General features: G+C 45.4%; 10 protein-coding genes and 3 pseudogenes. 3 read left to right on the forward strand and 10 right to left on the reverse strand.

The window, feature by feature from the left end:
- Together HRU42_RS13225 and HRU42_RS13230 are read left to right on the forward strand one after the other, a co-directional pair.
- Positions 1 to 338, forward strand: a pseudogene (locus HRU42_RS13225) (hypothetical protein); the annotation flags it as partial.
- Between the two features lie 91 nt (positions 339 to 429).
- Positions 430 to 1,002 (forward strand): tRNA-(ms[2]io[6]A)-hydroxylase, encoded by a 573-nt coding sequence (locus tag HRU42_RS13230; protein ID WP_295031798.1) that lies wholly within the window; start codon positions 430 to 432, stop codon positions 1,000 to 1,002.
- A gap of 115 nt (positions 1,003 to 1,117) precedes the next feature.
- On the opposite strand, the gene HRU42_RS13235 is transcribed toward HRU42_RS13230, so the two are convergent.
- From HRU42_RS13235 to HRU42_RS13260, 6 genes are all read right to left on the reverse strand, one after another.
- Positions 1,118 to 1,828 carry a DUF4937 domain-containing protein gene (locus HRU42_RS13235; RefSeq protein ID WP_295031799.1) on the reverse strand — a complete coding sequence of 237 codons (711 nt, stop codon included), beginning with the start codon at positions 1,826 to 1,828 and terminating at the stop codon, positions 1,118 to 1,120.
- On the reverse strand, positions 1,794 to 2,981 hold the full coding sequence (locus HRU42_RS13240) for a kynureninase (RefSeq protein WP_295031800.1): 1,188 nt from the start codon (positions 2,979 to 2,981) through the stop codon (positions 1,794 to 1,796). Before HRU42_RS13240 ends, HRU42_RS13235 begins: the two co-directional genes overlap by 35 nt.
- A gap of 82 nt (positions 2,982 to 3,063) precedes the next feature.
- Entirely contained in the window at positions 3,064 to 3,909 is an 846-nt protein-coding gene (gene kynA, locus HRU42_RS13245) for a tryptophan 2,3-dioxygenase (RefSeq protein WP_295031801.1), read from the reverse strand.
- 299 nt (positions 3,910 to 4,208) lie between these two features.
- Positions 4,209 to 5,432 carry a LanC-like protein gene (locus HRU42_RS13250; protein WP_295031802.1) on the reverse strand — a complete coding sequence of 408 codons (1,224 nt, stop codon included), beginning with the start codon at positions 5,430 to 5,432 and terminating at the stop codon, positions 4,209 to 4,211.
- 59 nt (positions 5,433 to 5,491) lie between these two features.
- Entirely contained in the window at positions 5,492 to 6,250 is a 759-nt protein-coding gene (locus tag HRU42_RS13255) for an alpha/beta fold hydrolase (RefSeq protein ID WP_295031803.1), read from the reverse strand.
- Positions 6,251 to 6,361: 111 nt separating this feature from the next.
- Complete coding sequence (locus HRU42_RS13260; RefSeq protein ID WP_295031804.1) at positions 6,362 to 6,745, reverse strand: VOC family protein; 384 nt, start codon at positions 6,743 to 6,745, stop codon at positions 6,362 to 6,364.
- 336 nt (positions 6,746 to 7,081) lie between these two features.
- Between HRU42_RS13260 and HRU42_RS13265 the strand changes: the two genes are divergently transcribed.
- Positions 7,082 to 7,831, forward strand: a complete 750-nt coding sequence (locus tag HRU42_RS13265; protein WP_295031805.1) for a hypothetical protein — start codon at positions 7,082 to 7,084, stop codon at positions 7,829 to 7,831.
- A gap of 586 nt (positions 7,832 to 8,417) precedes the next feature.
- On the opposite strand, the pseudogene HRU42_RS13270 reads toward HRU42_RS13265, so the two are convergent.
- From HRU42_RS13270 to HRU42_RS13280, 4 genes and pseudogenes are all read right to left on the reverse strand, one after another.
- A pseudogene (locus tag HRU42_RS13270) lies at positions 8,418 to 9,069 on the reverse strand (hypothetical protein).
- A gap of 61 nt (positions 9,070 to 9,130) precedes the next feature.
- On the reverse strand, positions 9,131 to 9,604 hold the full coding sequence (locus HRU42_RS13275; RefSeq protein WP_295031806.1) for a GNAT family N-acetyltransferase: 474 nt from the start codon (positions 9,602 to 9,604) through the stop codon (positions 9,131 to 9,133).
- Positions 9,605 to 9,896: 292 nt separating this feature from the next.
- A pseudogene (locus HRU42_RS21175) lies at positions 9,897 to 10,178 on the reverse strand (lanthionine synthetase LanC family protein); the annotation flags it as partial.
- 565 nt (positions 10,179 to 10,743) lie between these two features.
- Positions 10,744 to 12,036, reverse strand: a complete 1,293-nt coding sequence (locus tag HRU42_RS13280; RefSeq protein WP_295031807.1) for a PrpF domain-containing protein — start codon at positions 12,034 to 12,036, stop codon at positions 10,744 to 10,746.
- Between the last annotated feature and the right edge of the window lie 60 nt (positions 12,037 to 12,096).

The raw sequence follows: 12,096 nt of genomic DNA on the forward strand, positions 1-12,096 counted from the left end.
TTAATCCGCTGTTAAAACGTTGCTATAACGAGATTTTCACCCCGCTCACCTTAGATAATATTGCCGATGATGACTTCTTGCTCGCGTGCTATCGACGCCACTACCAAGGCGCCTTAGACTATTTTAACGGTCGTGAGCGAGATCTGCTTATCATAGATGTCGCTCATCCCGGCAGTTTTCAACGGCTAGCGGACTTCTTAGGTGTGACCCATATCGAGCCTTCGCAAAATTTTCAACATATCAATATTGGCGGCAAGGTCACGGCTTGGAAAAAGATAAAACATCCGCTCAAAGTAGAAGCCACCGAGAAAGGTAAGATCGACAGCGTTAAGCGATAAAGACACCTTTGACTGAGCCAGTCATCAGGTTAGCGCTTTGCTACTTGGCCTAAGTTAGGTAAAATGCCGTTTTTTCTCGCTAAGAGCGCTTATGTTTGATTTGAAATACCACACGCCGTTTAAGTGGACCGAAAAGGTATTAGCCGATTTCGATACTTTTTTACAAGATCATGCTTCGGCAGAAAAGAAAGCATCAGGCATGGCCATGTCTATGTTGTCTCATTATCCCCAGCATAAGAAACTGGCACGGGCGATGACAGATCTGGCTCTCGAAGAGCTGATCCATTTCAAGCAGGTGTTAAAGCTTATCCATGGGCGTGACAATAAGCTGGGGCGAGATCAGAAAGATGAGTACATCACTCAGGTGCGCAAACTGCATCGGCACCCGAGCGACCAACTGTTTTTAGACCGCATGCTTATCGCTGGCGTCATCGAGGCCCGTGGTTTCGAGCGTTTCTCCCTCGTAGCCGAGGCACTCGAGCCGGGTAAAGACAAAGACTTCTATGAAGCCATCGCTAAGTCGGAAGAGAAACATAAAGAGATGTTTGTCGAACTGGCCTATGAGTATTTCGATAAAGACGTGGTTGATACCCGCTTAGAAGAACTGCTTATCGATGAAGCCAAGATCTGTGCCAGCATTCCTTTCACCGCGGCGCTGCATTAATCATTTTCATGTAACAAGCCCCTTGCTACGGGGCTGGTCATTATCCATATTGACCTGAGCTAGGCTGAAGGCGTTTGCTATTAACGCTATCGAGAGACAGGCGCTGTTTTTCGAGTCAGTTGTCGATCTGCCAACCGGTGACGGTTGGCAGCAAGTAACCCACGATCTCATCGATATACGCCTCGAGGTTCACCTGAGCACGAGCGTGTTTAAATTCGTGGTTCATATAATGGCTGTGACTCTGCTCGTCACGCCACACAGAAATGACCATATATCGCAGCGGTTCTCTTGCTGATTGGGCGACAAAGCCCCCAAGCATGCCATCGCAACCGCTCATAATTGGTGTCCAGATATCAAGCTGGTCTTGTAGAAACCTGTGAGCACCACCCGCTTTTAGTTTACAGTCAGCAACTCTGACAAACCCTATCTCATCAGCTGATACCCTTTGCGTTCCGGTCATGGTTTGCACCGGCTTAAAGTAATCGACTTTACAGGTTTCATAGGTTAGATGCTGCTGGTTTTGCTCGAAAATCTTGTCATGAGTACTTGTCATAAACGCATCAATCGCTGCCAGACTCTGCCATTGAGAAAGGATGACTGCATTACCATTTTGTTGATCCCAGCCACCATACTGGCTGATAAAGCCCGGGCATGCTGACACCTGACTCCAACATCCCTGGGCCGTTGAAAATGCAATGCGCTTCTCAAGCGTCACTTGGCATTCGATAAACTTAATCATCTCTTCCTTTGGTCTCGCTAAACACTCGTTTGCAGCAGTCATAGTCTCGATACTAGCCAATCCCCTTAGCCAGATCTTCCACCACATTAAGTGCCTGCTCTAGCTGGGCCTTGGTCACATAAGGTGCCGGGCCAAACCTTAGCTGGTTGCCACGGCTATCACACAAGATACCTCTTTGAGCCAGTTGCGCTACCCAGTCACTCGCTTTTACTGTGGTTAAAGATAAGAAACCGGCATTATCGGCGATAGCATGGGACGGCAATGCTAGGCAGTCGTTACTGAGTCCCATGGCTGCAATACCTTGCCACAACTGTGCTATCTGTTGCTGACTAATCTCCCTAAGCCTGGTATCTGTAAGGCTCTGTGCGTCGAAGAAATCAAATACTTCAGCCCCGCGGTAATGACTCACAGGATCATAAGTTGAACCGGCGAATGCACTCTGTCCTGGGCCGAAGCCCACCTTGCCTGGCGCCTGCTCAAGCACATCAAACTCGGCATACCAGCCGGTAATAATGGGACTGCCTTGATAGTCTTGCGGGATCCTCAGCATGCAGTTACCCTCACCGGCCTGGCAATACTTATAACCCCCCGCCACCACAAATGCCGACTCTAACTGCCATAAATTGAGATTAAAAGGCACCACGTTCAGCGCATGATAGGCATCCACAAGACAGGGAATCCCCGCACTGGCAGCGGCTTTTGCCACTAATCCAACCTCCTTGAAAATCTCGCTGGTCGCAAAAAATACCGCTGAAACCATCACCGCATCGGTTTTGTCATCTAACTTGTCGATGATTCGCTCACTCAAGGTACTGCTTGGTTGTACCGGCACCACTTCAATGTCTATATTCAACACTTTGAGACGATTCAATTGACGGCGCAGCGAGTGAAACTCACCATCTGTAGTAACAATTTTAATCGGTCTGTGCATCGGTCGTTTAAAGCAGTTCAGATCCGACAAGAAGCGTAATAACAGCTCATGGGTAGAGGCGCCTAATGCGATCTGTGCATCGTCTTCTCCGAGCAATCCACGGTAAAAATCTCTTACTCTATCGGCCTTTTCAAACGCGGCCTGCCACTTATCATCGATATGTTTTGCCGCATCATCGAAGCACTTGAGTAAGCCTTGCTTGGCTACATCCGGCCAGGCTTGATGTGAATGTCCCGACAATAAAATACGTTCGCTAACCTTGAATTGTTCATAGTGGGGCTGCAGTGTTAATGCGATATCCTGAGTCATGCTTTCTTCTCCAAAAGCCAGTGCTGTTATTGTTATTGTTATTGCAGAGTAGCAGTGCGTCTCTATCTATATGAGTCAGTGCCTATAGATGAGTTCTAAGCTCAAACAGTTCTGGGAAGAAGCTGATATCCAACGCCTTCTTCAAGAAGCCCACACCCGATGAGCCACCTGTGCCCATCTTGTTACCTATGATGCGCTGCACCGTATACATATGCTTGAAGCGCCACTGCTGAAAGCTATCTTCAATATCTATTAGCTTTTCTGCTAATTCATAAAGTTGAAAGTGTTCGTCGGCATTTCTATACACACTCAACCAGGCTTGTAACACAGAGTCATTACTCTGATAAGGTTGGCTGTAATCTCTGGTTAACACATCGGCATCTATGCCAAGTCCATTGTCATCTAATACCTTCAGGGTGACATCATAGAGGCTGGGCGCATCGAGGATCTGTTTCAGCTCCTGATGCACCACAGGATCGCTTTCGTGAACCTTGAGCAGGGACGCATTTTTATTGCCCAGTAAAAATTCGACTTTACGGTAACCATAAGACTGAAAACCGGAAGAGTGCCCCAGGGTATCGCGGAACTTAAGGTAATCCACCGGCGTCAAGGTCGACAAGATGTTCCAGGACTGAGTCAGCTGATTAAGGATCTGCTTCACTCGAGAGATGACCTTGAAGGCATGACCAAAATCTCCCTCCTGAATATTCTTCACCGCACTGCTGAGTTCATGTCCCGCCAGCTTGAGCCACAGCTCGCTCGCCTGATGGATCACAATGAATAACATCTCATCATGTTGATCAGACAAGGGCTGCTGCGCCGAAAGCACCTGGTTTAGCTTTAGATAATCGCCATAGGACATATCATCTTTAAAATCCGTATGAATATCATCTTCCATGGCCCGATAGTTATTGTAAGGACAGCTCATGCTCATAGCTCCAGTTCGTCTTATAATTATTGTTACAGCCATTATAGAATGGCCATCGTCAGCGGTTAACTAGTCAGACAGATTTAAACATGAACATAAGAGGAAGTCAGGCACGGCTAGATATTAAAAAAAGCAGGCCTGTATAGGTGAGTTAACGCTATGTAAACTTGAAAACTTAGATGAACCGATTTGAAATATTTCTAATATCTATTAACCACTCTTTTTAATTGCTTCTCTCACGATTAGCATGGCTTATCCTTAAGTAAGTTAACGGCTCAACCAGTACCCTAAGGAATCATCTAAAAAAAGTCTAAACCAGGTATGGCAGCGGCTTCTGGGTGCATACAGTGATGTAAGTAAATTGCGAGACCGGCATCTCCCGTCCATAGCGAATATCGGCCCTGACCGTATTGTGAACGGGAAGATTGGCACTGCTCAATCGCGTGCATGGCAAACCTTCTTGCTCTGTCTAACCAAACAGGATCTCCCCACCTTAGATATAAATATAACAAGGCATAACCGTTACCCGATGTGCCGTGGCAGATATTAGCGCCCTTCACCAAAGGTCCGGCTTGCCACACCAGCTCACCAGTCTGAGCGAGCAACTCGTCGACTTGCTTAGCATGAAGTGAATCTATTTGAGGCGTTCTCGCCATAGCAGTCACAATACCCGCCGCTCCGTGGCACCACTGCACTAGCAGCTTTTCAATATTAGGTTTACTGCACAGGACCCAGTTGGCTAATTGCGCCTCTCTTTTAGCCGAGCCTTCTCTTTTCGCCGAGAGTGTGAGCGTGCTAACCGTGCGTTCTATGATTAACTCCCTCAAGTCATCCGCGAGCAAGTCAACGCCTTGCAAGAGAATATTGGCATTGCCGGTGATGCCATGACAGGCACCATAATAGTGCCTTTTAGGGCCGAAGACCTGACTCTCCCAAAGCCATTCTCGGGTTTCTGAGTCTTGCCGCCAATTATCCATGAGAGACTTTGCGCCTTTAACGTATACATTCTTCCAGCGAATTTCGCCGGTTTTACGATAAAGTGCCAATGCAGCGTGCATCATGCCACTCTGCCCAGATGTTATCTCATACAGGGGCAGATCTAACGTTGCTTCCATGCACAGTAGAAGCTTGTCTGCTAACGCCACATTGTCTGGCTGCGCTAAAATCGCTGGCATTAATATGCCTATTTCCCCAAGTTGTAAACCCGGCTCTACTGACACATCAGGTGCTTTCAAGAAGGCTTGATGAACTTCAGGCAGTAAGTGAGACAAGTCATTAACTTGATAGCCATAGCATTTCAGGATCTGTAGAGCATGAATGCATCCCGCCGCTCCTGCGTATGCTGACCATTTCGGCCCGGAATTAGAATAACTCTCGGCGTCTAGGGGATGCGTTGGCCAACTGGCATTAGGTAAAACTGACTGTTCAATATCATCAATTATTGATGTGATTTCAGACTGAACACACTCTTGACCCCATAAAGTTTCGGTAAGCGTTTCATGACGGGATGGTTCAAATAACATGTGTATCCTTTCCATAGACTTGATTAAACAGCAAACGTAATAGTACGCCGCACGGCTGATTAATGCGCGTTAAAAAATGCTGATATTGACTGATAATAGGTAGAATACTGGGAAATATCATTGTGCCCGGCACCTTGGATTAAGACCACCTCAGGCGCGCGGTTAACCAATGACTCTACTAGCTTGTCCGTGTGTATCCGGCGAACGACCTTATCATCCTCTGCCACTAAGATTTGGGTATCAGAATAGATGTTGCCGGCGCGCTCCACCGAATTGAACTTATCTTTGAGGAGTATGGACATGGGGTAAAACGGAAATTGCTTCTGCGCCATGCTTTGAATGCTGTCAAATGGCGTCACCAAGACTAGCTTCTTCACCGGACGCTCCGAAGCGACATAAGAAGCAACGCCGCTGCCTAAGCTCCGACCGATAATGAATATACTCTCATGGGTCAATACCAGACTGTCATACATCGCCAAGGCATCTGACAGTAACGCAGCTTCGCTTGGCGCCCCCTCGCTGGTGCCATAACCTCGATAATTAACTAGATATACCGAATATGAGGCCAATTCTTGCTCAAATTCTGCTGCCGTAAAGGCAACGTTTTCGGCGTTACCAGCAAAATAGATAATCGCCTTATCCTGGCCCTTGTTTAATAGGAGACTCGTTGTCGATACACCATCACTTTCAAATATCACCTCATCGAACCTGTGCTCTACTGCCTCTGTTGGAAAATAGATAAAGCTACGCTGCATCAAGTAGAGCATGACTCCGAGCCCAACATAGGTGACGATAACGAGTATTAAAATTCGATTCATATTCTGCAGTGACCTCGGCCATGAGTTCATCGTGAGATTTTTATTGAGCTTATCGAGTAGATGGATGGACCCTGATGCGCATTGATGGCGCAGCCTTTGTTAACCAAATCATCAAAATGGAATTTCAGCCATTAAACCTATTACGTTGTTATCAGGGTCTCCTAAGAAGCCGAACCATAGATCATGGTCTTCTATCTTGGCGGCCATTTGAGGCTCTCTTTCAAACTCAACGCCTTTATCTTTTAGTCGCTCAGTTGAAGCATGAATATCATTGACCTTGTAATAGATCACCGAGGTCTTATGATTTTTCACTTTTCCTTGGAGAATTGTCAACATTAGCCGAGTTCCTCCACGATTTAAAAACGCTAGTCCTGAAGCTATTTCGAACAATAGTTCTAATCCGAGAATTTCACAATAAAATTGCACCGATTTATCTAAATCAGTAATGGCTATGGTAATCAGACCAATTCTCTCAACTTCGATACTGGCACTCATACTCTCGGGTCTCCCAAGTTAGCTAACCTAAACATGGGTACCAAGGCTTCAATAGTTTCAACCGGCCTACAACTTACTGGGTTATAAATGGCCAAATAAATACGAACCTCAGGTTAATGGAAAGTCCTTATTAGCAGCAAAAAACAATATTAATAATGAACACACCCATCGAGGATAGAGAAAAAATTACCATGAGTTGAACATTTCAACTGTAAACTTTCTTGATATTAGCTTGATGGTCTTTTACCTTCCAAGTCGAATACCTGAAAATGTTATATTGTCATTCGGTTATTTTGATTCTAATCACATGCACCACGAACCAACTTAAGTAATATTGTGCAACAAAGCATGATTTACACTCACTACCAAGGATGGCAGTACATTTCCCTTTATATAGGGAGTCGTACGCCTTACGTTATTATGAAAAAAAAAGTCTTACCTCGTTCTATCATCGCCGGCGTCATCTTTTCTGCAGGCTTATTAACTTCAGCAACTCATGCGGTTCAAGGCCCCGATAGGTTAATTACAGCTGAACCTCTCCAAGTTACGGATAATAGTAACCCCATTATTACCGACACTTATAGAAGCTCATTTTTTCTAAATAAAGGCCAAAGAAAGGTGCTTTGGAATACGTTTAAACGACCTGTAGATTATGATCAATTAGCCGCTTTCGTTGCTATTTCTTATGGGGATTTATTGAGTGTGTCATGTAAAATATCTCTATATAATGGTAACAATACACGGCCTTTTAAGGTACTCGATTGTCGCCGCAGTCAGCAATGGAATCCAACGACCCCTAATGTGCCGGTTTTCAACACCTCATTAAGAGCTAAAATAGAGCTTTACAATGCTGATTTCACCAAATCCAGTAAGCGAGTGTCACTTATATTGACGCCTAATTTTGCCAATCAAAATGACATCGATCAGGACGGATTACCGGCTTGGTTTGAAAGATTCCATAACCTATCTGATAATGATGCTGTAGATGCTGCATCCGATATAGATCAAGATAGTTATACCGCACTTGAAGAATATCTTGGTGGTTCAAATCCATTAGATACTAACAGTGTTCCAGTTAATCCTTAAGTTCCCTTTCATTATGTAAGAGGAACTTAATGCTGTCTGATTGACAGTGTAATTAATTACATAGATATACAAGAAACAGGGTTCCTGCGAGCCCTTGTCAACCACATCATCCAAATGGAATTTCAGCGATTACATTGTTATCTGGGTCTCGTAAGAAACCGAACCATAGATCATGGTCTTCCATCTTAGCTAGAATAATTAAGACACCCGTATTTAAACTTCCAAGCTGGTTGACGTCGATCCTAACATCGAGAGTCCCCTTCTCTTCTACAACTGACTAAAACCGACTAGAAGAAAAATGACACCAGAATTATGAGCGTTGAGTAACAGACTAGATAACGGCTAAAAAAAAGAGCAACCTCTCTATGCCACTCGCAGTAAATCAGGCCACCTACAATAAATCATCAACGGAACGAGACTATTGCTAACCTTCAGCTTATCAGATAGAAACTTTGCAATTTAAGCCTATCACTATCGTTAAACGGGGGCTTTTTTAACGTAAATAACGATTTTAAGGCAAGGCTGGTCAACTCAAGCTGTTTAAGTGGAAATAATTGGAGAAGGTGGGAAAATCAGCTAATGACTATCAGCCATCTTCCAGGTACTTGCAGCACTTAGCAAAATGACGACGTCTTTCCTGTAGGTGGTCGCAGTAATGTGTAAGCTCTTTGTTTCGGTGTTTTTCAAGGTTGTGCCAACAGGGCCATGAAATATTTTACCAAAGTCAGAGGTCACCTTAAGCCAGTTACCTGGTGATATATTTAACCTGTTGAGTATCTTAGACGAACTTTCATTGCCCATGAAGGGAAGTAGCGACTTAGGCTGCCCACCTTTCAATGCTGCCTTTATACGCGCTTGAATACTGCTATAGTCTGATTTATCTGGCGTTTGTGCCATCTTGGCTCGAATAGGCCCATCTATTAATAAAGAGTGGTCAAGGTGAGAGCCTTAATGGTGTAAGGTTCCCCTCTTCAATTAGATCCCCCTTTGCAAACCTTTGTGTTAGCTCAGTTCCTTTAAACAACAAATGCCACTGCTCGACGACCTCCCTATCTGTCCAGCTATTGGCTAACTCAATATCAATCCTCAACACTAGATGCAGGTAGTTACTCATCACCCCATAAGCTGCGGTGTCGATAGCAAAGATCACACCTTGAGACGGCGTGGTACCAAGGCGTATCTTCAAGACTAATTTGAGTTCTTCTAGGACGGGTATAACAACTTCCTACTTCAGCAATACTTAAAGCTTAGTAAGGGATGCTAAGTTTGCAATTAACCATATGGCTCGATTTATCAGCTCTATTTATCGTCATTCAGATATATGTTCATTTGCATCGGTATATCTTTAATACCTGATTTTTCTCGTATGCAGCCAGTGGGCGAAAAACCTAATTTGAGATATACATTTTTAGCATTTAACGCTGAATTTACGGTGAAGACACCTTTATTCCCCTTTTGCAGGCATGCCTCCTTTGCGTGTTCCCATAATTGGGTCGATATTCCTTGGCCTTGATGTGCTTCTGCAACGAATAAATGGTAAAGATGTGCGTTATTTTTAATCCCTACGACACCCATTATGCCACCTGCATCTTCAGCCACATGATATTGATAGCCATCGGTAAAATACTGCTCAATTGACTCTATGGTCATTGACGCAAGTAATAACTTGCCGCCTTCACCTGTACAAGTCGGTAATATGTATTTTTCAGCCAAAGCAGTGATTAACGGGCTAATCACACTCGCATCTTGTTGAATGGATTTTCTAATTTTCACCTGACATCCTTATTATTGTTAACGACTTCAGCTGATCCTATGACACTTGCTACATATGATGACATGTACCCTTCCCTGAGATGTGTGTTGAAAACCTAATGCTGTGATTAAGCCAAATAATTTAATAATGTGCAACTGGTGGCTATTGCTGAGTTCTAGCCACCATTAAAATAACCAAGAGTCATTACCCGTAAATGACGTTTCTGCACCCCAAACGCCCCAATAACGACTCAATAATGACCATTACATCTATTTATTGAGCCAATATGGGTACAAAATAATGCGACTCGTTTCAAAAATAATCCATTGTTGGGATCCCACTCGTTTGATTTAGACAGTGATGAACAAAATGGGCGAAACCTGTGTCGCCATTCCACAGAGAGTACTCATATGTCCCCCTTGCTTCACACTGCTGTTGCGCTTGTTCAATGCCAAACATAGCAAATGCACGAGCCCGCTTGAGCCACAGTTCATCGCCAGTCGCTTTAAACAGCTTCAGAAAACTGTAACCTGTCCCGGCTGTGCCATGACAGATATTGGTACCTTTCTTCAGTGGCCCAGCATGCCAAGCGAGTTCACCACCCGCGAGTAAAAGTCGATCAAACTCTCTGCTAACGGCTCATCGAAGGTAACGCACTCTGGGCAACCAACATTCCAAGTGTTCCTATTAATAAACCATTTGCATAATTCCTTGACTGCATCTCTTTTTTTAATTCATCCATATAAACCTTCCAAGCAGACTAACGACTAAAAAAAGAGCAACCTCTCTATGCCACTCGTAACAAACTCATTATCACCGCCGCTATCATCACATTTTGGCCTGTTTAGGCTGCGCTAGTAGAGGCTTAAGTAAGATTCTAACATTACGTATTTACCCATATTCTAGGGGTGATTTTATTCAGCTTCAGGGCTAGATAAATGTAGCATCTGGTCCGATAGGTGATTTTTGTTGGAGTATGATGATTGCAATTTCGCGGCTAAAGCCGTTCCTACATCAAAGGTGGATTCCCGCTCAAAAGCATTGCGGGAATGACGCGTTGCCGTCAGGCGATAGATAACAAAAAAGCTAGATTCCGGCTAACAAGCTTTGCCGGAATGACTGATAATCAACAAAAAATATAATCAAGATTCATTCAAAGCTAACGCTCATCTGGTATTCGAACCCAGCCTTGCATCAATATCCTGGCGCTGCGGCTCATGGATACCTTAGTCACAGTCCATTGGCCTTCGACCTGCTTAGCCGCTGCGCCCACTCTCAAAGTACCGGAAGGGTGACCGAAACATACCGAGTCTGCTTGGCTATCGGCGCGTGACCCAAAATTCGCAGCCAGGTTGACTAAGGTGCCAGGAATGACGGCTGCTGTGCCTATGGCTACTGCAGCGGTGCCCATCATGGCGTGATGCAGTTTGCCCATGGACAGGGCGCGTACATTGAGATCTATGTGCGAGCGCTCAACCTGCTTACCGCTGGATGAGGTATAACTGCTCGCTGGCGAGACAAAGGCTATCTTGGGGGTATGTTGACGAGATTGCGCCTCATCCACATGCCCAATTAACCCCATCTTGACTGCGCCGATAGCCCGCAGCGATTCAAACATCTCTAAGGCCTTAGCATCACCGTTTATTGCTGCTTGCAACTCATCACCGCGATAGCCGATATCCTCGGCGTTGACGAAGATGGTCGGGATACCAGCATTGATCATGGTGGCCGCTATTTTTTTTGGCTCAAGGCTGTTTCTTGGCTCAAGGCTGTTATCAAGCTCAAGGCTGTTATCAAGCTCAAGGCTGTTATTAAAAACACCAGCTGGAAGCTCTATCTCATCGACCAAGTTACCCGTGGGGAACATGCCAAGCTCCCCTTCTTTGGGCTTATCGGCAGGATCGATAAAATCGACACCTATTTCAGCGGCCGGGAAAGTCACGCCATCGAGTTCAAAAGCGCCGGTTTCCTGCACTTCACCATGGGTGATAGGCACATGGGCAATGATGGTTTTGTTGATATTGGCCTGCCAGATGCGTATCAGGGCTATACCGTTTTGAGGAATACGGCTGGCATCGACAAGGCCCGCATGAATGGCGAAAGCGCCGACGGCGGCGGACAGGTTACCGCAGTTGCCACTCCAATCGACGCAGGCCTTATCAATCGCGACCTGACCAAATAAATAATCCACATCGTGTTCGGCCTGAGTGCTTTTAGACAATATGACCGTTTTGCTGGTGCTTGAGGTTGCGCCGCCCATGCCATCAGTCTGTTTGCCGTAAGGGTCTGGGCTGCCGATAACACGTAGAAGCAGTGCATCACGGGCCGCGCCAGCTACCTGCGCCGCTTGCGGCAAATCCGTTAGCGAGAAGAACACGCCCTTACTGGTGCCACCGCGCATATAGGTTGCTGGCACTTTTATCTGTGGTAAGTGTACTTTGTGACTTGTCATAGGTTTTCCCATTGCTATGCTAATTAGTTGTTATTGGAAACCGGAGAGAAAGGCCAGAGC

It is taken from the genome of Shewanella sp., from assembly GCF_013214165.1.
Classification (GTDB): domain Bacteria; phylum Pseudomonadota; class Gammaproteobacteria; order Enterobacterales; family Shewanellaceae; genus Shewanella.

What these genes read in the sequence shown, in the direction of transcription:
- HRU42_RS13230 (WP_295031798.1), top strand. Translation starts at nt 430, where the DNA reads ATGTTTGATTTGAAATACCACACGCCGTTTAAGTGGACCGAAAAGGTA.
- HRU42_RS13250 (WP_295031802.1), bottom strand. Translation starts at nt 5,432, where the DNA reads ATGTTATTTGAACCATCCCGTCATGAAACGCTTACCGAAACTTTATGG.
- HRU42_RS13240 (WP_295031800.1), bottom strand. Translation starts at nt 2,981, where the DNA reads ATGACTCAGGATATCGCATTAACACTGCAGCCCCACTATGAACAATTC.
- HRU42_RS13280 (WP_295031807.1), bottom strand. Translation starts at nt 12,036, where the DNA reads ATGACAAGTCACAAAGTACACTTACCACAGATAAAAGTGCCAGCAACC.
- HRU42_RS13260 (WP_295031804.1), bottom strand. Translation starts at nt 6,745, where the DNA reads ATGAGTGCCAGTATCGAAGTTGAGAGAATTGGTCTGATTACCATAGCC.
- HRU42_RS13235 (WP_295031799.1), bottom strand. Translation starts at nt 1,828, where the DNA reads ATGTGGTGGAAGATCTGGCTAAGGGGATTGGCTAGTATCGAGACTATG.
- HRU42_RS13255 (WP_295031803.1), bottom strand. Translation starts at nt 6,250, where the DNA reads ATGAATCGAATTTTAATACTCGTTATCGTCACCTATGTTGGGCTCGGA.
- kynA (WP_295031801.1), bottom strand. Translation starts at nt 3,909, where the DNA reads ATGAGCTGTCCTTACAATAACTATCGGGCCATGGAAGATGATATTCAT.